Origin of the sequence: Bacillus sp. RC252, from assembly GCF_044909215.1 — a bacterium.
In the GTDB taxonomy this organism is placed as follows: Bacteria; Bacillota; Bacilli; order Bacillales; family Bacillaceae_G; genus Bacillus_A; species Bacillus_A mycoides.
Genome location: NZ_JBIYDV010000012.1, coordinates 24,770 through 44,547 on the forward strand (window position 1 = coordinate 24,770; position 19,778 = coordinate 44,547).

29 protein-coding genes and 2 pseudogenes are annotated in these 19,778 nt (G+C 32.4%); 15 read left to right on the top strand and 16 right to left on the bottom strand.

Annotation, left to right across the window (positions count from 1 at the left end; translation table 11 throughout):
• The first annotated feature begins 291 nt into the window (after positions 1 to 291).
• From ABH960_RS17460 to coaW, 6 genes are all read left to right on the top strand, one after another.
• Positions 292 to 1,494, top strand: a complete 1,203-nt coding sequence (locus tag ABH960_RS17460; protein WP_219302716.1) for an MFS transporter — start codon at positions 292 to 294, stop codon at positions 1,492 to 1,494.
• A gap of 165 nt (positions 1,495 to 1,659) precedes the next feature.
• Positions 1,660 to 1,962, top strand: coding sequence for a hypothetical protein (locus ABH960_RS17465; RefSeq protein ID WP_214933168.1), 303 nt, complete (start codon positions 1,660 to 1,662; stop codon positions 1,960 to 1,962).
• Positions 1,963 to 2,140: 178 nt separating this feature from the next.
• The gene (locus ABH960_RS17470) at positions 2,141 to 2,509 is read left to right on the top strand and encodes a hypothetical protein (RefSeq protein ID WP_113937515.1); all 369 of its coding nucleotides are present in this window, start codon (positions 2,141 to 2,143) and stop codon (positions 2,507 to 2,509) included.
• Positions 2,510 to 2,685: 176 nt separating this feature from the next.
• Positions 2,686 to 3,885 carry an LL-diaminopimelate aminotransferase gene (locus ABH960_RS17475; protein WP_404447044.1) on the top strand — a complete coding sequence of 400 codons (1,200 nt, stop codon included), beginning with the start codon at positions 2,686 to 2,688 and terminating at the stop codon, positions 3,883 to 3,885.
• A gap of 55 nt (positions 3,886 to 3,940) precedes the next feature.
• On the top strand, positions 3,941 to 4,339 hold the full coding sequence (locus ABH960_RS17480; protein ID WP_404447047.1) for a 3-hydroxyacyl-ACP dehydratase FabZ family protein: 399 nt from the start codon (positions 3,941 to 3,943) through the stop codon (positions 4,337 to 4,339).
• Between the two features lie 27 nt (positions 4,340 to 4,366).
• Positions 4,367 to 5,188: a type II pantothenate kinase gene (coaW, locus tag ABH960_RS17485; protein ID WP_404447050.1), complete on the top strand. Its 822-nt coding sequence runs from the start codon at positions 4,367 to 4,369 to the stop codon at positions 5,186 to 5,188.
• Between the two features lie 15 nt (positions 5,189 to 5,203).
• On the opposite strand, the gene ABH960_RS17490 is transcribed toward coaW, so the two are convergent.
• The 6 genes from ABH960_RS17490 to ABH960_RS17515 form a co-directional block, all read right to left on the bottom strand.
• Positions 5,204 to 5,713, bottom strand: a complete 510-nt coding sequence (locus ABH960_RS17490; protein ID WP_404447053.1) for a 2'-5' RNA ligase family protein — start codon at positions 5,711 to 5,713, stop codon at positions 5,204 to 5,206.
• A 117-nt stretch (positions 5,714 to 5,830) separates the two neighbouring features.
• A complete protein-coding gene (locus ABH960_RS17495) occupies positions 5,831 to 6,310 on the bottom strand; it encodes a CcdC family protein (protein ID WP_016127147.1) in 480 nt (159 codons plus the stop codon).
• 32 nt (positions 6,311 to 6,342) lie between these two features.
• Positions 6,343 to 7,014: a DUF4052 family protein gene (locus ABH960_RS17500; protein WP_404447056.1), complete on the bottom strand. Its 672-nt coding sequence runs from the start codon at positions 7,012 to 7,014 to the stop codon at positions 6,343 to 6,345.
• Positions 7,011 to 7,883, bottom strand: coding sequence for an ATP-binding cassette domain-containing protein (locus ABH960_RS17505; protein WP_012261132.1), 873 nt, complete (start codon positions 7,881 to 7,883; stop codon positions 7,011 to 7,013). The genes ABH960_RS17500 and ABH960_RS17505 overlap by 4 nt, the downstream gene beginning before the upstream one ends.
• Complete coding sequence (locus ABH960_RS17510; protein WP_000805181.1) at positions 7,880 to 8,260, bottom strand: GntR family transcriptional regulator; 381 nt, start codon at positions 8,258 to 8,260, stop codon at positions 7,880 to 7,882. Before ABH960_RS17510 ends, ABH960_RS17505 begins: the two co-directional genes overlap by 4 nt.
• 169 nt (positions 8,261 to 8,429) lie before the next feature.
• Positions 8,430 to 9,023: a DUF4825 domain-containing protein gene (locus ABH960_RS17515; protein WP_404447061.1), complete on the bottom strand. Its 594-nt coding sequence runs from the start codon at positions 9,021 to 9,023 to the stop codon at positions 8,430 to 8,432.
• A gap of 441 nt (positions 9,024 to 9,464) precedes the next feature.
• On the opposite strand from ABH960_RS17515, the gene ABH960_RS17520 reads away from it, so the two are divergent.
• Genes ABH960_RS17520 through ABH960_RS17550 form a run of 7 tightly spaced genes read left to right on the top strand, consistent with a single transcriptional unit; the run spans position 9,465 to position 10,622 of the window.
• Positions 9,465 to 9,605: a YrzI family small protein gene (locus ABH960_RS17520; RefSeq protein ID WP_000156202.1), complete on the top strand. Its 141-nt coding sequence runs from the start codon at positions 9,465 to 9,467 to the stop codon at positions 9,603 to 9,605.
• A 27-nt stretch (positions 9,606 to 9,632) separates the two neighbouring features.
• A complete protein-coding gene (locus tag ABH960_RS17525; protein ID WP_000142704.1) occupies positions 9,633 to 9,776 on the top strand; it encodes a YrzI family small protein in 144 nt (47 codons plus the stop codon).
• Between the two features lie 28 nt (positions 9,777 to 9,804).
• Entirely contained in the window at positions 9,805 to 9,948 is a 144-nt protein-coding gene (locus tag ABH960_RS17530) for a YrzI family small protein (RefSeq protein ID WP_000668987.1), read from the top strand.
• A 26-nt stretch (positions 9,949 to 9,974) separates the two neighbouring features.
• Positions 9,975 to 10,118 (top strand): YrzI family small protein, encoded by a 144-nt coding sequence (locus ABH960_RS17535; protein WP_000668953.1) that lies wholly within the window; start codon positions 9,975 to 9,977, stop codon positions 10,116 to 10,118.
• Positions 10,119 to 10,144: 26 nt separating this feature from the next.
• The gene (locus tag ABH960_RS17540) at positions 10,145 to 10,288 is read left to right on the top strand and encodes a YrzI family small protein (RefSeq protein WP_002013394.1); all 144 of its coding nucleotides are present in this window, start codon (positions 10,145 to 10,147) and stop codon (positions 10,286 to 10,288) included.
• 25 nt (positions 10,289 to 10,313) lie between these two features.
• A complete protein-coding gene (locus tag ABH960_RS17545) occupies positions 10,314 to 10,454 on the top strand; it encodes a YrzI family small protein (RefSeq protein ID WP_000672237.1) in 141 nt (46 codons plus the stop codon).
• Positions 10,455 to 10,481: 27 nt separating this feature from the next.
• On the top strand, positions 10,482 to 10,622 hold the full coding sequence (locus ABH960_RS17550) for a YrzI family small protein (protein WP_002065956.1): 141 nt from the start codon (positions 10,482 to 10,484) through the stop codon (positions 10,620 to 10,622).
• Between the two features lie 231 nt (positions 10,623 to 10,853).
• On the opposite strand, the gene ABH960_RS17555 is transcribed toward ABH960_RS17550, so the two are convergent.
• Positions 10,854 to 11,939 (bottom strand): AI-2E family transporter, encoded by a 1,086-nt coding sequence (locus ABH960_RS17555; RefSeq protein ID WP_000837889.1) that lies wholly within the window; start codon positions 11,937 to 11,939, stop codon positions 10,854 to 10,856.
• A 149-nt stretch (positions 11,940 to 12,088) separates the two neighbouring features.
• On the opposite strand from ABH960_RS17555, the gene ABH960_RS17560 reads away from it, so the two are divergent.
• On the top strand, positions 12,089 to 12,910 hold the full coding sequence (locus tag ABH960_RS17560; RefSeq protein WP_000189680.1) for an HNH endonuclease: 822 nt from the start codon (positions 12,089 to 12,091) through the stop codon (positions 12,908 to 12,910).
• 228 nt (positions 12,911 to 13,138) lie between these two features.
• On the opposite strand, the gene ABH960_RS17565 is transcribed toward ABH960_RS17560, so the two are convergent.
• The 9 genes and pseudogenes from ABH960_RS17565 to ABH960_RS17605 all read right to left on the bottom strand — a co-directional run bounded on the left by ABH960_RS17565 (position 13,139) and on the right by ABH960_RS17605 (position 19,139).
• Complete coding sequence (locus ABH960_RS17565) at positions 13,139 to 13,231, bottom strand: putative holin-like toxin (protein WP_001289318.1); 93 nt, start codon at positions 13,229 to 13,231, stop codon at positions 13,139 to 13,141.
• A 143-nt stretch (positions 13,232 to 13,374) separates the two neighbouring features.
• Positions 13,375 to 13,488, bottom strand: a pseudogene (locus ABH960_RS17570) (alkanesulfonate monooxygenase); the annotation flags it as partial.
• A gap of 217 nt (positions 13,489 to 13,705) precedes the next feature.
• Positions 13,706 to 14,434 (bottom strand): hypothetical protein, encoded by a 729-nt coding sequence (locus tag ABH960_RS17575; RefSeq protein ID WP_404447069.1) that lies wholly within the window; start codon positions 14,432 to 14,434, stop codon positions 13,706 to 13,708.
• Complete coding sequence (locus tag ABH960_RS17580) at positions 14,431 to 15,021, bottom strand: TetR/AcrR family transcriptional regulator (RefSeq protein ID WP_002127831.1); 591 nt, start codon at positions 15,019 to 15,021, stop codon at positions 14,431 to 14,433. Before ABH960_RS17580 ends, ABH960_RS17575 begins: the two co-directional genes overlap by 4 nt.
• A 251-nt stretch (positions 15,022 to 15,272) precedes the next feature.
• On the bottom strand, positions 15,273 to 15,782 hold the full coding sequence (locus ABH960_RS17585) for a ribonuclease FAU-1 family protein (protein ID WP_001038143.1): 510 nt from the start codon (positions 15,780 to 15,782) through the stop codon (positions 15,273 to 15,275).
• Between the two features lie 119 nt (positions 15,783 to 15,901).
• Complete coding sequence (locus ABH960_RS17590) at positions 15,902 to 16,966, bottom strand: hypothetical protein (RefSeq protein WP_404447073.1); 1,065 nt, start codon at positions 16,964 to 16,966, stop codon at positions 15,902 to 15,904.
• Positions 16,967 to 16,978: 12 nt separating this feature from the next.
• Positions 16,979 to 17,452 carry a tetratricopeptide repeat protein gene (locus ABH960_RS17595; RefSeq protein WP_404447075.1) on the bottom strand — a complete coding sequence of 158 codons (474 nt, stop codon included), beginning with the start codon at positions 17,450 to 17,452 and terminating at the stop codon, positions 16,979 to 16,981.
• Positions 17,453 to 17,636: 184 nt separating this feature from the next.
• Positions 17,637 to 18,326: a phosphopantothenoylcysteine decarboxylase domain-containing protein gene (locus ABH960_RS17600; RefSeq protein ID WP_404447078.1), complete on the bottom strand. Its 690-nt coding sequence runs from the start codon at positions 18,324 to 18,326 to the stop codon at positions 17,637 to 17,639.
• 12 nt (positions 18,327 to 18,338) lie between these two features.
• Entirely contained in the window at positions 18,339 to 19,139 is an 801-nt protein-coding gene (locus ABH960_RS17605) for an AAC(3) family N-acetyltransferase (protein WP_125930143.1), read from the bottom strand.
• A 172-nt stretch (positions 19,140 to 19,311) separates the two neighbouring features.
• Between ABH960_RS17605 and ABH960_RS17610 the strand changes: the two are divergent.
• Positions 19,312 to 19,762 (top strand): annotated as a pseudogene (locus ABH960_RS17610) (hypothetical protein).
• Positions 19,763 to 19,778: the final 16 nt, after the last annotated feature.

Genomic DNA, 19,778 nt, shown 5'->3' on the forward strand with positions numbered 1-19,778 from the left:
TAATCTATTTTGGTTTTTTGAGAAAAGTAAGACGCATTATCTGCGTTCTTACTTTTTTTATTTTCCCCACACTTACCTTCCCTTTGAATTTACTTGTGAATTTTTTGTATTTTTAGTTACCCATTGTATCACTTAATTCATCCTTTTTTTACAAATCAAAAAGATTGAAATCCATTAATGAAACACGTAATATAGACTCTGACTCTAAAAAAGTTCGTTAAAAATAATACATAAAATAAGGAGGTTTTATATACGAGTTTTTCATTTTAAAAGACAGAGAGGTTTTACATTATGTGGCGTAATAAAAATGTTTGGATTGTGTTAATTGGGGAGTTTATTGCTGGTCTAGGGTTATGGCTTGGTATTCTTGGTAATCTTGAATTTATGCAAAAATACGTCCCTTCTGATTTTATGAAATCCGTTATATTATTTATCGGACTGTTAGCTGGTGTTCTAGTCGGTCCAATGGCTGGGCGTGTCATTGATCAATATGAAAAAAAGAAAGTTCTTCTTTACGCTGGATTTGGTCGTGTTATTAGTGTTATTTTCATGTTTTTCGCTATTCAATATGAAAGTATCGCTTTCATGATTGCATTTATGATTGCACTTCAAATTTCCGCGGCATTTTATTTCCCTGCATTACAATCTGTAATTCCACTCATCGTTAATGAACATGAGCTATTACAAATGAACGGTGTACATATGAATATCGGTACAATCGCTCGTATTGCAGGTACTTCACTAGGTGGCATTCTTTTAGTTGTAATGAGTTTACAGTATATGTATGCCTTCTCAATGGCAGCATACGCTTTATTATTCCTCTCAACTTTCTTCCTACAATTTGAAGATAAAAAATCCGCTACATCAAGTAAACAATCAGCGAAAGATAATAGTTTTATGGAAGTATTTCGTATTTTAAAAGGAATCCCTATTGCTTTTAAAGCACTTATATTAAGTATTATCCCTCTTTTATTTATAGCTGGATTCAATTTAATGGTTATTAACATTAGCGAAATGCAACATGACCCAACAATTAAAGGATTCATATATACAATTGAAGGTGTAGCGTTTATGTTAGGTGCATTCGTTATTAAACGTTTATCTGATCATTTCAAACCTGAAAAGTTACTATATTTCTTCGCATTTTGTACCGCTTTTGCACACCTTTCGTTGTTCTTTAGCGATATTAAATGGATGGCACTTGCCTCATTTGGTTTGTTTGGATTTAGTGTTGGCTGCTTCTTCCCTATTATGTCGACAATTTTCCAAACGAAAGTCGAAAAAAGCTATCACGGACGTCTCTTCTCATTCCGTAATATGTTTGAAAGAATTATGTTCCAAATTGTCTTACTCGGCACAGGCTTCTTCTTAGATACGATTGGATTACAGTATATGGTTCTAATTTTCGGAGTCATTTCATTGTTAATTATATTTATTTCCCTATCTAAACAGAAACGATTTGAAAAACAAACGTCGCAATCTGCGAATTTATAAAACTAATACTTCTTAAGAATGGATCCCGTATTTTACTGGGTCCATTCTTTTTGAATTTCAAGGATTAAAATCTATTCTCTTAATGTAGTTCAAATATTTAAAGGATTATCCCCTACTACTTTCGAATAAAATAAATTATAGATTTTTCAAAAAGGAGCTGTGGAAATGTCTGATGGCATCCAATTATTAATTACCCTTCTGTTTTCATTCATTATGTTTGGCGCCCTTAATTTTTTAGCCATTTCCCTATCCCAAAATAACTTTAAAAGAAGAATTGTTGCAGGTTTCTTATTTTTACTGTTAACTCCCATTATCTTTTTGACTACTACAGCATTCACCTCTATATTCGATAAAGGTGGATTTGGCGCAGCTAACCTAGCCTTTATTATTGCAAATATGTATGTTGTAAATGGAATTGTCATTCTTCTTTCCGCTTCATTTATCCTCAAAAGACATAACATAAGATAGACCATTAGGCATGAATCTGGCATTACACTAGATTCATGCCTTTTTATTTTGAAATCCCACCCTTCTCCAAATTTTTATGTGAAATTTATTAATTCTTTATAAAAATTTAAACTTTATTCATTACAATATTCCTATCGTATTCGCACGTTTATAAAAACTAATAAGAAAGGAGTACACAATGAAAAAGCTTCTATTTATTTTCCCTATATTAATCGTTCTACTTAGTGGATGTAGCAATAATGATATATACGGTTCTTGGGAAGTCATTGATAATAAAAAAGGTGAATGCCCTGTGTATTATAAATTTGAAACAGTTGTAAAAGAAGAAAAGAAAGAAAAGGTTGTTCACAATTTAGTGGAAATGCAAACAACAACTAAAAAAGAGGATTTATTTAAAGGATCGTTTGTTAAAAATTCTAACGTGTATCGTATTGATTATGGTAACTCGTTTACATCAGATCAATCTTTAAAAGTTGTCGATAATGAATTAAATGTATACTTTTTTACAACTGAAAAAACATGTACATATAAAAAAACAAACAATTAATCTTCATTTATAACGTAGAAAATATTTTCTACGTTATTTTTATATTCCCCCTTATTATCCTCCCTCTGAATTTGTCAATCGTTTTAATTTTCATAAAAAAATGATAAAATGTAAACATGTGTTTTCAGAATAATTAAAAATACAGAAAGAAAACACTGTTTTTAGGAGGGGTTTTGATGACTTACACTTTAGCAACTAGAATGAAAGCATTCCAATCTTCTATATTTAGTGAATTAGGCGCCTATAAAAAAGAGAAAATTACAGCAGGTCATAAAATGATCGATTTAAGTATCGGGAATCCTGATATGCCTCCTGCTGATTTTGTGAGAGAAGAAATGGTACATACAGCAAGTGCAAAAGAAAGTTACGGATATACATTATCTGGTATTCAAGAATTTCACGAAGCTGTAACTGAATATTACAACAACACTCATAACGTTATTTTAAATGCCGATAAAGAAGTTTTATTATTAATGGGTTCACAAGACGGACTCGTTCATTTACCGATGGTTTTTGCAAATCCGGGAGATATTATATTAGTTCCTGATCCTGGATATACGGCTTATGAAACAGGAATTCAAATGGCCGGTGCAACATCTTACTACATGCCATTAAAAAAAGAAAATGATTTCTTACCTAACTTGGAAGTTATCCCTGAAGAAATCGCCAATAAAGCAAAGATGATGATTTTGAACTTCCCAGGAAATCCAGTTCCAGCAATGGCACATGAAGATTTCTTTAAAGAGGTAATCGCATTCGCGAAAAAACATAATATTATCGTTGTCCATGATTTTGCTTATGCTGAATTTTATTTTGATGGTCAAAAGCCAATTAGCTTCTTATCTGTACCTGGTGCAAAAGAAGTTGGCGTTGAAATTAATTCTTTATCTAAAAGTTATAGTTTAGCTGGTAGCCGTATTGGTTATATGATTGGTAACGAAGAAATTGTCGGCGCGCTTACGCAATTTAAGTCTAATACAGATTACGGTGTGTTTTTACCAATTCAAAAAGCTGCATCCGCTGCATTACGACACGGCGCTGCATTTTGCGAAAAAAACCGTGGAATTTACCAAGAACGTAGAGATACTTTAGTGGACGGATTCCGCAAATTCGGTTGGAATGTCGATAAACCAGCTGGAAGTATGTTCGTTTGGGCTGAAATTCCGAAAGGATGGACTTCGCTAGAGTTCGCTTATGCACTTATGGATCGTGCAAATGTCGTTGTCACACCAGGCCATGCATTTGGTCCTCATGGCGAAGGTTTTGTTCGTATTGCACTTGTTCAAGATAAAGTAGTATTACAAGAAGTAGTTGAAAACATTAAAAATAGCGGTATTTTCTCTATTGAAAAAATAGAAGAATTAGTTAAGAATTAATAATAACTCCCCTGCTTAACTTTAGCAGGGGTATTATTATTCCTGGAGGTACGATATGAATATTAAAGATACTCTTCCCCATCTCTATCCATTTTTAATGATTGATAAAATTACAAACGTTAAAGAATCTCAATCAGCTACAGGATACAAACTGATCACAAATAACGAGTGGTTTATTAATGAAAATCAAAACTATATGCCTCATATGCTAATTGTAGAAGCACTGGCTCAACTTAGTGCTTTTGTAAGTACAGGTGAATCTGAAGGTCTTGGTTTCCTCTCCTCTTTAGATGGGGTGGAATTTCATGAAAATGCGTATCCCGGTGATAAACTTGACTTACATTATGAATTAACACGTAACAGACGAGGTTTTGTTCTTGGGAAAGGAATTGCCTCTGTAAACGGTCAATCAATCGTTACCATTGAAAAGCTATTAATATATCAAGCTGATTAAACAGATCACATAGTAAGGGGTAGGAAAATGCGGAATGTTGTTGGTATTGATGCTGGGGGAACATTAACAAAAATTGCTTACTTTAACGAAATGAACAAATTAGTTTTTGAAAAATTTTATTCATATGAACATGAAAGAATTAAAGAATGGCTTCATAATAATAATTCAATTACACAATTATGCATTACAGGTGGTAAAGCTACACATTTAGAACAACTCCTTTCAAGTTCATATAAAATAGTAGAATTAAACGAGTTTGAAGCTACTTTAGCAGGAGTACGATACATACTAAAAGAAGAAAAACGTGCTATAAACAGCTTTGTATTAACAAATATCGGTACAGGTACTTCCATTCACTATGTTCACGACAAGCAATATGTTCGCGCTGGTGGAACTGGAGTTGGCGGTGGTACTATTATGGGTCTTTCAAAACTATTAACAAATATAGATCATTTTGAAGACGTGATTCCGCTTACGAAAATTGGTTCAAGAAACAGTCTAGATATTACAGTTGGAGATATTTATGGCGGGATTCTCTCCCCTCTTGATAATAACTTAACTGCTAGCAATTTCGGAAAAGCGACCATTACAGACTCAAATTATAGTAGTTCAGATATACTAGCTACCGTTCAAGGACTTGTCGGTGAAGTCGTCACAGCATTAAGTCTTCAATTCGCCGAAGCAAAAAATATTGACCATATCATTTACATCGGTTCTACTCTATGTAATAACGTACATCTTCAAAATATTATTAGTAGCTATACAGAATATCAAAACAAAATACCAGTCTTTTTACAAGACGGCGGTTATAGTGGTGCAATTGGTGCTTTACTTCCTAGTTCGAAATAAAAAAGCTGACTTTTGTCAGCTTTTTTGCAATGGTACTTCAAATTCAATAATTGATTCTCCATTCTCACCAATTCGTTCCACACTAATTCTATCAATTACACAATTTAACTTCTCATGAAAACTAGGAATATCCTTCGCTATTTCAGTTGCTAACTCTGTGCTATCTTTTCTCCCAACTGTTACATGTGGTATGTATGGAATGTCTCTTTTCAAAAATCGTAATAAGGGGCCTGTATACAATTTATCATGTAGTTTTTCTATTTGTTCTTTTCCTTGCTCAATTTCTAAAAATAAATAGCCTCCTATACTAGTTACACCACTTGCAAACTTAATCTCAATTGTACCTATCCCTTTTGCTAGATTCGAAATATGTGATTTCAATTCATCATTTGAAATATTACCTTCAAAAGGAAATACAATTGTTATGTGGGGAGGAATTAAACCAAATAAAGGATCGTGTATTTCTCTAATACTTTCTATCTCATCAGTAGACATGTTAGTTAGAAAAAGTAAAATTGTACGCATTTTTATATCCCCCACTCTCCTCAATTTTTTATATTTATCATATTGCATGGTAGTTTGCACTTCAACAAGTTATTTCACTTACATAGAAAAATAAAAAACTTCTCAAATGAGAAGTTTTCATATTGCATGATTATTATTTTCCCGCCAAACTTTCCTGAATTTTATATAACAAGCAATTCTCCACGGAATAATATAAGACACCGCAACGACGTAAAATAATAAACCAATTATTTGCGGATCTAAGCCAACGATATATTGTCTTGAACTATATCTTAAAATAACAATTCCGATAAAAGTAATTAAAAAGGCAGCACTTTTTTTCGTATAAATGTTTCCGTCTTCTCTTCGCTCATAGTTTGTTAGAAATATAAGTGGGATTGCGAAAATCACCCCAATGGATGCTGCTATAGTCACTTGTAATATAGCTGGATGTACTGGACCAAAAAACAATAAAATACCCGGTGTTAAAAATAGTAATGGCCACAAAATACGTTTTCCCGTTCCCTTTATCGGCTTATACATAGAACGATATCGTCGCCAAAAAATTAGCAGTGCCACGCATAAAAAGACGGTTATTAGTGAAGAGGTATCTCCCATACAGTCTTCCTTCTCTCTTAAAGTATTTGTATTTAAATCGTATCTTCAAACGAAACTTTACGAATAAACAGGGCACTAATTACAATATATATTAAAATAAGTACTATCGAAACTGATATAAAATTAGGTATTTCTAGTAACATTTTACTATCAATAAACACCAATTCTTTTATCCCTATCCCAGCATACATTGTACTCGCCAATCCGAATAAAAATATCACACTAAAGACAAATCCTAACCAATTAAATCTTTTCTGAAAAATAGTTGTTAATTGGAATAAGCTAGCTAATAATAGATAGAACACGAACTGTGCAAAGAATTGTTCAATTGTATGTGCTCCTAAATTTATATGTTTCGTTTCATAAAATGTACCTTGTAAAAGCAAAACTTGTAGAAATGAAAAAATTACTGATTGTAATATGATAAAACATACTGAACCAATAAAGAATTGTAATCTAGTAACGCCAAATGAGACAACTGTACGAAATATGTCATCTTGAACAAGAAAAACACTTGCCACAATAAATATTGTAATTGCAATAGATGAATTATTGAAGATATCATGTAAAAATGCTACCTTTAGTCCCTTTATATCAGTTGCAGTTGTTGTCCATTTTATAAATAATGCCACACACCAAAAGATAAGAATAGCCTTATAATGAAATTTCATATGTAACTTTAATTGTTTTAAAAGCATTTTCATTTCACCTCATTATCTGTTAGATAAATAAATAGTTTTTGCAGTGTTACTCTGCCTATTTCTAACCCTTCAGTTTCTATTAGCTCATAATCTCTAGCAGAAAGATCTCCCCATATCGCAGAAATCTCTTTATTCCCATACAACTCTTGTTTTACAACATTTTTCCCCATTAAAAAATTTGTCACTTTATCTTTATGTCCTGATATTATGTGTCCTTTTTCTAAAAAATCTTCCACAGAGGATTGAACAGCTAACGATCCTTCTTTTAATATGATTACATTTTCTATAACATGGGACACTTCCTCAACTAAATGTGTTGATAAGATGATTGTTCGTGGATATTCACTATAATCTTCCAATAATAATTCGTAAAACAACTCTCGATGTGCTGCATCTAAACCGGTAGTCGGCTCATCAAAAATAGTAATTGGTGCTCTACTAGCTAAACCTTTAATAATACCAACAATTGTTTGCATACCATGGGATAAATCATAATATTTTTCTTTTGCATTCAATTGAAATTTTTTAATAAGTTCCTCAGCATATTCTTGATCCCAATTTTCATAAAACATGTTACACAAATAAAAAACATCTTTTACCTTACTACTTAAATTAATGTTTTCTTTCACCTTTACGAAACAAATATTTCGCATCGCTTTACTATTTTCAAATACATTTTCACCAAATACAGATACGCTTCCACTACTTGAAATAATTTGACCAGCAAGTATGTTTAATAATGTCGTTTTCCCCGCTCCGTTTCTTCCAAGCAAACCATATATTTTATGCTCTTCCAATGAAATAGTTACTTCGTTAACAGCTAATTTCTTTTTATATTTTTTAGACAAGTTTTTCGTTTCAAGTGCAATCATCCCTCTTTCCCCTCCTTCGTAATTTTGTGTATCATGTCCATCAATTCGTCTTTTGATATTTCTAGTACTTTTGCTTCTTCCCACACTTTAGGTAAATACTCAGTCATAAAAACATGCTGTCTTTTTTTTAGTACGACTTCTTTTGCTCCCTTTGTAACAAACATCCCGATCCCTCTCTTTTTATATAAAATCCCCTCATCTACTAGTAGATTTACTCCTTTTGCAGCTGTAGCCGGATTAATTTGTAACATCTTCGCAAATTGATTTGTCGACGGAACTTGTTCTTCTTCAAGTAATATGTCTTTTAAAATATCAGATTCAATTGTTTCTGCAATTTGTATGTATATTAACTTATTTTGTTCTAGAGTAGGTTTCACGATTTCACCACCTTAGGTTCATAGGTTCATTACTTATGTAATTAACCATAGCACAATGTTATGTTTTTTTCCATAATTTTCATCAAAAAAAGAATCATTCAATACTGAATGACTCCCTTAAAAAAATGTCCGTATTTTCAATCATAAAATAACCACATCTTCCTCCATATCACTTAGATTTCCGCACAGGATGTTCATTAAAAAATTGCTTTCGAAAATCTTTATTATTAACTAGCTTTTCTATTTTTTCTTGATTACCGTAAAAGAAATTCATTACGATTCCCTTATTCCATATAAGATCATCCTTTGGCAAATCATTAAATTCTTTATACAGTATGGGTAAAAGTTCTTCTCTTTTTAATGCAAAACTTTGATTTTCAACCCGAAACTCATACCCTTTCGCATTCGGTACTAAAACTGCAAAATAAATAGCATTAAAGAGTAAATTCTTCTTCATCGTATCCTTCCCATCAAACCAATACGTCTCAATCATTTCTTCTGTAAGATTTCCATTCTCTTTTGCACCATATTCCACTTTAATATTTTCATTTTCTAAATTTAAACTTTGAACTGTTTCACCACCAGGTAAGTTTGTAACAATCGCAATAACGTCGGAATTATTTCCAACGTATGTCCCCGTATATTTTTTAAAAGCCCCAGGTTCAATATGTGATATTTCTTTTATTTGCTCCCCATTAGAACAAGCAGTAACAACTAATAAAATTGTTAGCATAACACCTGCTATTCTATTCATATACTTCATTAGACACCCCCACGTTCTATTTATTATCCAATCCATACAATGTATCCTTTAAAAAGCCCTTTTAAATATACGCATTTTAATCAAAATTAAAAATTTTCACTTTTTATGTTTACAATTATCCATTAATTGTATATAATTACTAACGTAAGAAAAATATTCTAAAAGGAGGTCGAAGGAAATGATGAAATTACAATTACATGCTTTAACTTTAGCGTTAACTGCATCTGTGTTTTTCGGACAATTAAATATGAATTCGACCACCCTAATGGAGAATTAAAAATCGTACTTTATTTCTTTTAATTCATAAATTCGCCACAGGAGGTCGTATACTTTCCTGTGGCTTTTTCACGCCCAGCCATAGGAAAAAGATATCTTCCTGTGGCTTTTTTGTGCGATTTTTTAGTCTCATACATTATTTTTTAAAGAAAGGAGCAACATTCGATGACTATTAGCGTATTGTTTTTAAGTATTACGATTCAAAGAAATACACTTTCCAAAGCTGAAATTCTTCATAATGAGCAAATTACAAAAGCTATGAATGATGTTAAGGAGCGCCAAGTGCTTTATTGCGATCACCTGTAATTCCTTTTCGAAAGGAGGAATTCGTCTATGACTTTTCATATTTTCTTTTTTACGACAGCACTTCAGAAAAAAACGTTATCTGAAGCTGAAATCTTTCGTAAACAACAATTAAAACAAACTATGGATAAAATAACGGACATTAAAAGTTCGTATTATACACAAATGTATTAAAAATATTTTTTAAAGGGGCAATATCCTAATGAAATTCAAAGCTTTCTTTTTAACTATCACCATTCAAAAACGTAAATCTTCAAAAGCTGAAATCTTACGTGAACAACAAATTAAAATTATTATGGACGAAGTAAAAGAGCGTCAGTCCTCTTATTACAATCGCCTTTACTAAATAAATTATAAAGGGGTAATTTCCTAATGAAATTTAAGGCTTTCTTTTTAACGATTACCATTCAAAAACACAAACTTTCAAAAGATGAAATTTCTCGTGAACAACAAATAAAAAACATTATGGATGATGTGAAAGAGCGCCAGTCCTCTTATTACAATCGTCTTTACTAAATAAATTATAAAGGGGTAATATCCTAATGAAATTTAAAGCTTTCTTTTTAACGATTACCATTCAAAAGCGTAAACTTTCAAAAGATGAAATTTCTCGTGAACAACAAATTAAAAATATTATGGATGATGTGAAAGAGCGTCAGTCCTCTTATTACAATCGTCTTTACTAAATAAATTATAAAGGGGTAATATCCAATGAAATTCAGAGTATTATTTTTAACAATTACCATTCAAAAAAACAAACTGTCTGAGTCTGATATGCTTCATGACCGACAAATTGAGCAGGCTATGTACAACGTAAAAGAACGACAAAGTCATTATTGTAGTCACCTGTAATTCCTATTCGAAAGGAGGAATTCATGTATGAAGTTTCACCTTTTCTTTTTAACCATTACGATTCAAAAAGAAACTATATCTGCAAATGAAGTAAAACAAGAGGAACAGTATAAAAAGATTATAGATGAAATTCGTGATCGTAGAAGCAAGTACTACACTCACCTATAATTGTTTGAACTAATATTAGAAATGAAAGGAGTCAATTATGATGTTAATAACGCGGTGTAAAGAAATGATTTGGATAGTTCAGAGGGATTCCACATAGTTCATTTAACAAAAATTCACCGCCTGCACCGCCTGATTTGATGTGTGAAAAATATACAATAATAAGTATTTCATACACCGCTTAATAAAAGATACACCCCTTTTTATTAAGCGGTGTATCTTTCTCAACATATTCTATTTCCGTTTACTTCGTTTCGTCTTAAACAATCTCACTAAGTTCGAAACAACTGTTTTTGTTACCGCATAAGCTGGTACTGCTAAAATCATTCCGATAATTCCCGCGAAATTACCTACCCCTAAAATAAGGATGATAATTGTCAACGGATGGATATTTAATTTTGAACTCATAATACGCGGTGAAATGATGTTACTTTCAAACTGTTGTACGATTGTTACTATAATAATTACGTACAGAGCTTGCATCGGAGATACGAACAGACCTATAATGACAGCTGGTGCTGCTCCGATAAATGGACCTAAGTTCGGAATTATATTTGTAAATGCTGCGATAATTCCTAAAACGAAAGCATACGGTAAACCGATGATTAAATAACCAGTAAATGTAAAGGCACCAATAAACATACAAACGAGCGCTTGACCTTGAATATATGCAGATAATGTTTCGTTCGTTTCCTTTATGATACGAAGTCCTTCTTCACGGTAAGACTCTGGTAATACACTAACAGCTTTTCCTGGAAATGCATGTCCATCTTTAAACATATAAAATAAAATGAACGGTACTGTAAAGATAACTAACGCCACGTTCGTGATAATACCAAATAAAGCCGTTGCACTCGACGTAAGTGTGTTTGGTATTTCCTTTAAGTATTCAATTGCATTTTTCTCAATTGTCTCAATGGAAACGTAGTTTTGTGTAGATAGCCATTCAAATAATCTATGATGGGATAGATCTTGTATGTATACTTTTCCCTCTTTTATGTAAGTCGGCATATTTTTTACTAAATCCATTAACTGTTGTGAGATGGTTGGAACAACTACTCCAATAGCAACTCCAGTTAATGTGATGATAAAAAGATACAGTAGTAAAATCGCTAAACCTCTAGGTACTTTTTTATTCTCCAAAAAGACTAACAATGGGTTAAATATGAAGTATAAAAATAACGCGATTAAAATTGGGAAAAATAATGTTGATATGAAGATACCAATCGGTTGAAATAGAAACGATATTTTTGTGCAAATAAATATAATTCCTACAACCATCAGCACTTCTAATGTCCAAAAGTGCACTTTCGATTTCAAAAAAACGTCCTCCTTTAAACTAGCACTTCTCTTCATTGTACCAAATTAAACTTAGATTTCACATAATATTTTCCTTTACAATATTCCAAAATCCCATTAAATACACTACAATGAGATTACAGACAAATTTGCAGGTAAAGGTGATAAATATGACACAATGCATCATTTGCAGAAAAGATACGAAAGAACTTAGTGAACAATATGTCATTCCAGAGATATTATGTGGATATTATTTCATAAATTCAATTTGTGATTCATGTCATGAACATATGACAACAAATATTGATCGTCCTTTAATTAGACATAAATTAAGTCAATATAAGATTGAGCAAATGAAAAAACAAATCGATTCCCCTCTCTATACGAATGAGCATGGTGAGGAGCTAGCAGCCGCTGAGACAGATGTAGTCGAAGTAAGTGATGAGATACTTTATTCCAATGCATTAATTATGAAACTATGTAAAAAGCACGATATTTCATTACATAATGAAATTTGGAAAGAAGAGCGCGTAACAAAAGTAGCTAGTTCTATTCAACGTGAATTGCTTTTAGATAACCGTAAATATAAAATGAGTGTATTAAAAATGGCTTATACTTTTGCTGTACAAACAATTGATGGCTACTTTGACGATCCAGATGCGATTGATATTTCTACCATTCTATTAAATGCCGATTTCATGGAATTAAAGGAAAAGAGTATCGTTCGTGACTTAAGCAAAAGCTCTTTATGGAATACATTAAATACAACGAGCGAAAACCATTACTTTATTTTACTTAGTGATAAAGACGGTCTATTCTGCTTCATTCGCCTATTTGATATTTTTGATGTTGTTGTTCATTTATCAGAAAAAAGATACAATCTTCCATCACCAATTGTCGGCGTAAATAATGTAGACAAAAAAGGATTTTTTGTGGAAAGTTTAAAACAGTATATGGATGGGCTATTTAAAGAAACTACACGTTCTATTTAATCCATATAGGAACATACGGTCTCCTTTCTTCATGAAAAGACACTGTGTTATAATGAGTGTGAAAAGAACAATACAATCACATAAAACAATTAAAACCTGTATATAAATAAAAAAGACTAGTGTGCGGCTACACACTAGTCCACGTAACTTAGCAGATTGGATTGTTCATTTATCCTATTTGTTTCGTACAAACACAACAACCCACTTTCTATAGGCATAGGTGGGTTGTTATTTTTTGAGCTTGTCAATTAAGACGACAATAAACGTTAACAATGCAATGAGAAACAGTCCACCTTGCAATAACAACGCAATTTCACTCACTTATTATCACCCCCCTCCTACTCGGAGAAGTGATAATTGAACAACCAACCGTACCATAAGTTACCTCTTAATTTTATCATATTTATTAATTGTTTACGATGAAAACCCGCAAGCTTAAAAACTTGCGAGTTTTTTATTTCTCACTATTTTTTTAAAGCATATGCATCAGCTATCATTTCACCAACGATTTTATTTTCTTGTTGCTTCTCGTCTTTTAATAAAGGGAATAACAGTTCTGCCACTTCTTCCCCCTCCTTGAACTGATTCATATAAATGAATGGATTCGGTTTTTCCAATCAGCGATACGTTATAGAATTAACTACATATTATAAAAACATTTCCTATAAGTTAACTAGTCTTTATTTAAAGACACATATGATTCGTTTGAACATCGTTACTGTTTGTTTGAAATACAGTTCGATTTATATTCATAAAAATTGTATATTTCTTTATTTGAAAGGTATTTTTCACTTACTATTTTTTATGGTCCTTAATCCGCTGTAACCAATAAGAAAACTCACATGCTAAATGCATTTGATGTGATTTAATAAGACTATTAGGACAAAGTGCTGGGAACTCAACAACTAGACTTACTTCTATCCCAGTATCAATATCTTTAAATTGATGCCGAACTCCACCAATAATAGTACCATCTTTCATACGTGCAACACCTGTTGATTGGTATTGGTAAGACTTATCTCTAGGTGTTTTCAATCCCGTTTCGTCACCAAAAACAATGAAAAATTGAACTGGGAACGGAGAATTACCTGTAGTTTCGATAACCTCTAATTCATTTTCCCCAAAGGGGCTTAGTACATAGTGATCAGGACAAGCCGATAAATTCACTTGATTATTTTCACGTGATTGTTCAAGCATAAAACTATCAATTCCATTTATAGCTTCTTCTGCTGTAATCCCATCTAAATAGATGCTTGTTTTTGAAAATTTTCGTCTATCACCAGATAAAACAGTACAGATACGCATACCTATTCCACTTAATCTAAGTTTTGATTTCAGTTTATCATACATTTCATTATATGAATATCCCAACTTTACTTTCGTTAGCTTTTTTATCATGACGTCTGTATCATTTATTTCAGGCCCTTTATGTCCTAATGTATTTAATGCTTTTTTAATACGTTCTCTTTTCCATTTTGTAAGTTGCTCTTGCGAAATATTGTTTCCATCGATAATAATCTTCATATACATTCACCTTCTTTTTGATCGTATCGTAGTGTAGTTAATACTAAATTAACCATTTCTTGTTTCGTATCTAGATTCAACTTTACTTCTGAATGAGCAATACTGCTAAGACCGTATAAAATAAATCCAGAAGCTAATGAGGAGTTGTCAGTATAAAAAATCCCCGTTTTCACTCCTTCTTCAATTACTTGTCGAATTAATGGTTGAATTCGTGTGAATAATTTCTGTTCCAGTTGAAAATGTTGTTCCGTCTGAAACGAACTCACATTTTTATAGGGTGCTAATTTTTCAATAAATGTCCAAAATATATCTAGAGAATCTTTCATCTTCTGCATTACAGACCGTTCATTTGAAATAAGTATTTCTTCAATTAACTCCATATTTTTCACAATAAAGCTATTTAAAGTCTCATCAACAAAATCTTCTTTAGATTTAAAGTAATAGTAAAACAACCCTGTTGCTACACCAGCCCGACTAACAACATCTTTTATGCTAAATCCTCCCATACCATTTTTCATATATAGTTCAAAACCAATATCCATTAACTCTTGGCGTCTTATATCGGGTTCTTTTGATATTCTTTTCATCCGTCATCTCCTACTATGTTTTTTACCACGACTGAATCTGATTCAATCATAAACGACCGAACTTGATTCAGTCAATCTTATTTGATAAATTTAAAAATCAATTTAGAAACTAAGCAACAAAATTCCTACAAAAAAAGAGTAATCCCAAGAAATATGCTTCTAACCTTAGATTTATCAAAAAAGTTAGATCATATAACTTGAGACTACTCATTTTCATTAAACACGTATTCTCTTTTCAAATCGATTAAACTTTATTTTAGCCGCACCATTTCTGTCTCTACAATCATTTGAGGAAGCGACTTTTGAATTATTTCCTTTAATACATAAAGAGCTTCATCCACATAGCCACCTTCAAAACTCTCTAAGGGCTCAGGTAACTCATCCTCATCTAAAATAAAACATTCTCCACTTGGCATTACCATAATATCAATAATTAAGTCTTCAAATGACACTAGTTCGTCTGTTATTTGCGTATTTTTTACAACATTAAAATAAGCGCCTAAATACATTCCGTTCTTATCTCTCCATATGTATAAATTGTACGGACGATTTTCCCAGTAGTATGCAATGGTGTAACTTCCTTTTGGGATTGTTAAACTCGAATCATTTGTATTCATCGTAAATGAATACTGAACCTCATAAAATAACACGATACTTTGCGATTTCTTTTCAAGTATTAAGCAATTGTGATCTACTATTGTCGAGTCATATCGGATTTTTCTTTCTATAATTTCACTTTTAGGTGTTCGTAATTTATTCATTTTTTTGTTTCCCCTTATGCTATTTCTAGTCTTAATTATATCCGTTTATATAGCGATAAAGAAGTGTACGGTCTACAATTACACAATAAAACTCCTTCTTATTTAGAAGGAGTTTTTCACTATCCACCATTCATATGTTTTAACCTTTCAGTAACCGCATCATAAAATTTTCGTTTCTCATCAACATTTAAGTGAACACGACTTACTGTTTTAGTAAATCCATACAACAACTGCACTTTCACTGGCTCTTTTAGCGTTATTTCAAAAGTAGCAGGTTCTTTTATGAACTCCATAACAGTTGCATCCAGCACCTCTTTTTCTTCTTTTGCTGTTAGGGATTCCCCCTTGTAGAATGCAATATTATCAATTTGTGTAAATGGCAATACAACTTTCTTTCCTAATCCAATTTGAATGATAACTTGTTCTTCTGTTACGACAATTGGATTTTTACGCATCGCTTGTATTTCAGCTAAAAAATAAATCATCGCATATACGTTTAGTATGAGTAAAATCCAAGCTATTACTGGATTCCATTGATGAAGTAAATAGTGAAAACCGATACTTTCAATTACTGTTGCGTGAATAATCATAATATAAACACCTATAGCGCCGGTCTTTTTGTGATAGGAATATGTGCATTCACCATCTGGTACTTTTTCACGCCACGATAAAAATGCATAATAGATTAATTTACACTCAGTAAGAATGATACTTACAGCCTTACTTCTTTTCATAGTAGCATCAAATGCTGCATCAATCGCATAAGAAAATGAAGAATACTCACTTCTATATTCTTTATATCGTTTTATTATTTTAGGAAGTACTCTTATAATTTTATATATAAGAAACAGTTCAAAACATACGAACACAATTTCTCCAGCAACTATTACATACGAAATAAATGAAAAAGCTTGTAAATAATCACTAGGAATTATAAATCTTGCGAATACATATCCAGCTATAACTACAGGAAACATATACGTTAACGAATATCTTTTCCGTATAATAAAGAAATATGTGATGACTGGAATTACAAACATAAAATCTAATAATGAACCGAGGACTACTTCTTTCGGGGCAGCTGGCACTATTGGAAGGGCATACAATAAATAGTTTGATAACATAATTAAAGATACGAGTCCAATCCAAATGCCTTTTTTCCTTCGTGAAATTGATGGATTCATTCCTTCTCTCCTCTATTCAAAAACCTCATTTAAATGGTCTTTATAAAATGAAATAGCACGTTCAAATTCTTTTATCTCATCTACTTTCACAACTGTCTCTAACAGTAATTTCATCGCTTCTTCATGTTCGTTTACGTTATATTTTGCTAATGATAAAAACACTTTCATCACGTCATTTTCCGGGAACTTCTTTATCCCTGCTTCTAATACAGTAATCGCTTTATCATATTCCCCTATACAACGATACGTACTGCCAAGACCGATATACGCACCGCAAAGGGATTCACCATCAAGTCCGTTCGCAATTGCCTGTTCATAATACGGAACCGCCTCCGTTTCAAGACCCATTACATCATGTATCCAAGCGCATTGATATAGTACTTCTGCATCCCTCGTAAAGTTTGTTAATCCTATAAGTATCTCTCTAGACTGCGCATATTTCCTTTCATTTCTAAGTTTAATAGCTTGCTTTAATAAATGTTCCATACAATCCACTCCTCACAAAATGTTCATTATGCATATATCATGTATTACACATTTACGAGCAGCTAATGGCCTATTTCATTGATTTGATTCAATTTAATAATTAGTGAGGGATACGTTCCCCCACTAATTTAATATTAACTCCATTATATACTATGCGACTGCATCTCTTTCTAAAAGCTTAAATCTACATAGTAGTGATACGATTACATAAATGCTCTAACATATTGACAATTTCTTTTGCAGTTTCATCTTTCCCATTACATAACTTCACATTACCGTCTTGTCCAATAACGTGATGCACAGCACCGCGAGAATATAAAGAATGCGGTGAGTTCGCTATCATTACACTCGCTTTTGCACCCTCCATTCTTTTGCTTGCTCTTTCAATAAGTTCTGCTTCATTTACGTCACTTTCCAGTTTAAAGCCAACGAGTATCGTTTCTGGATCCCAACTCTTTATTTGTTTTAATACTTTTGGCGCTTTTTGAAAATGAATAATTGGAGCGATATCACTTGAAATCTTTCCGTTCATATTAAGAACATTTCCATCTTGATCACAAATCTTATCGACAACCCAATCTGAGCCAGCAGCAGCCATAATAACTGCATCTACTTTTTCATGTGTAATAATACTTTTCATCTTATCTTGTAAATCAATAATCCCCTCAAATGGGTGCAATTCTAATTGGTTATTTACATCCATTGGCTTCTCAGCAAAATAGCCATGCAAATATATAACATTTGCTCCTTTTTTCATTAGCTCTTCTGCAATAATTCTTCCAATCGTACCTTTTGCTAAATTTGTATGCCCACGTACTTGATCCCATTTTTCTAGGCAGCCGCCGCTCGTAATTAATACTTTTTTCCCCTGCATAATAACCATCCCTTACTGATTTTTCGCACGAAACCACTCTGTTCCAAAGTCAACTGCATCACGCTGCCTCATAAAACGGCACGTCGCATTCCCTATCTTCCCACGCGTAACTGTTCCTTTAAGCTCATATTCAACTCCGATTTCTACAAACGTATCAGAATCGTAATCCATTTCAACGAATTCTTTCCATACTCTTACACCTTCTTCTATAATAGGTGCTCCTACCTTTATTAACTCGCGTGCACCTGTACGTACCTCAGATAAATGTATAGACGTATTAGAGTCATAACCGACACCAAGTAATAATATGTATCCATCTAAATCGTATATTTTTCGTAATGGCGATTCTTCACCAAAACTTATGGAAAGTGAATGATTCGCTGTAATTTCTTCTGCGTGTTGCCCCCATGCTGCAAAACTACTGAGTGGATGATTACTGCGCAATACATTCGGATATGTACGAAAACATTCAACTACTTCTCCCATTGCCCTTGTTGGTGTTATACGTGGATCAAATGCTGGGACGTTATCCCGAATAATTTGCCACCATTCTTCTGGTACAGGTGGTCTTGACCAATGTTTTGGATCGGATAAATCCGAAGATTGCGTCGGCATAATTATCGTTCCTTCTTCTGTAACAACTTTCATTAACGCTTCTACTACAGCAACTGCACCGCCTGATATCCAACCGATTGAACTTAATGAAGAATGTACAATAACTGTCATTCCCTTTTCTATCCCTAATGCTTTTAAATCATTTGTAATTGTTTCGATTGTATTTGGAAATTGTGTATTCGCCACTATGTCATTCATTTTCACGATTGTTCCCCCATTTTGCTTTAAACTAATACATACATATATTATCATATTTTTCTTAATTTTTAACATAATCATACAGATTACTATAGACCTATCGTTCTTATCATATCGGAAACAGTTAAATTATGGTGTATTTATTTAAAATTAATAAAGGAAGGTGCACACAATGAAGAAAATTATATTACCCCTTTTCATATTAGGGATTATTAGCTTAAGTGGCTGTACTTTTTCTAATAATGAATATGAAGATTTTTGGGTGTTAGAAAAATCTTCATATAACGAAGGTGGATATGGCCCTTCAAACTTATATGAAAAGGCACAGGAAGATCCAACTATGATTCATTACTCAAACGATAGCATTAGTGAAGGAAAAAGGATGGTATATTTAGCATTTGGAGAAAAGTATAAAAACGATAAAATTACAGTAAAAGAAGTTACAGACGAAAAAGATACATCAGTTATCGTCTTACGTATTGAAAAAAACAAAGGAAAAGATAAAAAACCCTGTTATGTATATCGGTGTGCCTAAACTTAGAGATTCTATTAAAATTGTAGATGAAGATGGTATGAAAATTTTTGAAATGAAACAAAATGAAAGCGTTACATCAAAGCAATGATCACTCTAGCACTCTT

Bases quoted from the DNA above. Each gene is read 5' to 3' on its own strand.
- ABH960_RS17460 (WP_219302716.1), top strand. From the start codon at position 292: ATGTGGCGTAATAAAAATGTTTGGATTGTGTTAATTGGGGAGTTTATT.
- ABH960_RS17465 (WP_214933168.1), top strand. From the start codon at position 1,660: ATGTCTGATGGCATCCAATTATTAATTACCCTTCTGTTTTCATTCATT.
- ABH960_RS17470 (WP_113937515.1), top strand. From the start codon at position 2,141: ATGAAAAAGCTTCTATTTATTTTCCCTATATTAATCGTTCTACTTAGT.
- ABH960_RS17475 (WP_404447044.1), top strand. From the start codon at position 2,686: ATGACTTACACTTTAGCAACTAGAATGAAAGCATTCCAATCTTCTATA.
- ABH960_RS17480 (WP_404447047.1), top strand. From the start codon at position 3,941: ATGAATATTAAAGATACTCTTCCCCATCTCTATCCATTTTTAATGATT.
- coaW (WP_404447050.1), top strand. From the start codon at position 4,367: ATGCGGAATGTTGTTGGTATTGATGCTGGGGGAACATTAACAAAAATT.
- ABH960_RS17490 (WP_404447053.1), bottom strand. From the start codon at position 5,713: ATGCGTACAATTTTACTTTTTCTAACTAACATGTCTACTGATGAGATA.
- ABH960_RS17495 (WP_016127147.1), bottom strand. From the start codon at position 6,310: ATGGGAGATACCTCTTCACTAATAACCGTCTTTTTATGCGTGGCACTG.
- ABH960_RS17500 (WP_404447056.1), bottom strand. From the start codon at position 7,014: ATGAAAATGCTTTTAAAACAATTAAAGTTACATATGAAATTTCATTAT.
- ABH960_RS17505 (WP_012261132.1), bottom strand. From the start codon at position 7,883: ATGATTGCACTTGAAACGAAAAACTTGTCTAAAAAATATAAAAAGAAA.
- ABH960_RS17515 (WP_404447061.1), bottom strand. From the start codon at position 9,023: ATGAAGTATATGAATAGAATAGCAGGTGTTATGCTAACAATTTTATTA.
- ABH960_RS17520 (WP_000156202.1), top strand. From the start codon at position 9,465: ATGACTATTAGCGTATTGTTTTTAAGTATTACGATTCAAAGAAATACA.
- ABH960_RS17525 (WP_000142704.1), top strand. From the start codon at position 9,633: ATGACTTTTCATATTTTCTTTTTTACGACAGCACTTCAGAAAAAAACG.
- ABH960_RS17530 (WP_000668987.1), top strand. From the start codon at position 9,805: ATGAAATTCAAAGCTTTCTTTTTAACTATCACCATTCAAAAACGTAAA.
- ABH960_RS17535 (WP_000668953.1), top strand. From the start codon at position 9,975: ATGAAATTTAAGGCTTTCTTTTTAACGATTACCATTCAAAAACACAAA.
- ABH960_RS17540 (WP_002013394.1), top strand. From the start codon at position 10,145: ATGAAATTTAAAGCTTTCTTTTTAACGATTACCATTCAAAAGCGTAAA.
- ABH960_RS17545 (WP_000672237.1), top strand. From the start codon at position 10,314: ATGAAATTCAGAGTATTATTTTTAACAATTACCATTCAAAAAAACAAA.
- ABH960_RS17550 (WP_002065956.1), top strand. From the start codon at position 10,482: ATGAAGTTTCACCTTTTCTTTTTAACCATTACGATTCAAAAAGAAACT.
- ABH960_RS17560 (WP_000189680.1), top strand. From the start codon at position 12,089: ATGACACAATGCATCATTTGCAGAAAAGATACGAAAGAACTTAGTGAA.
- ABH960_RS17575 (WP_404447069.1), bottom strand. From the start codon at position 14,434: ATGAAGATTATTATCGATGGAAACAATATTTCGCAAGAGCAACTTACA.
- ABH960_RS17580 (WP_002127831.1), bottom strand. From the start codon at position 15,021: ATGAAAAGAATATCAAAAGAACCCGATATAAGACGCCAAGAGTTAATG.
- ABH960_RS17585 (WP_001038143.1), bottom strand. From the start codon at position 15,782: ATGAATAAATTACGAACACCTAAAAGTGAAATTATAGAAAGAAAAATC.
- ABH960_RS17590 (WP_404447073.1), bottom strand. From the start codon at position 16,966: ATGAATCCATCAATTTCACGAAGGAAAAAAGGCATTTGGATTGGACTC.
- ABH960_RS17595 (WP_404447075.1), bottom strand. From the start codon at position 17,452: ATGGAACATTTATTAAAGCAAGCTATTAAACTTAGAAATGAAAGGAAA.
- ABH960_RS17600 (WP_404447078.1), bottom strand. From the start codon at position 18,326: ATGCAGGGGAAAAAAGTATTAATTACGAGCGGCGGCTGCCTAGAAAAA.
- ABH960_RS17605 (WP_125930143.1), bottom strand. From the start codon at position 19,139: ATGAATGACATAGTGGCGAATACACAATTTCCAAATACAATCGAAACA.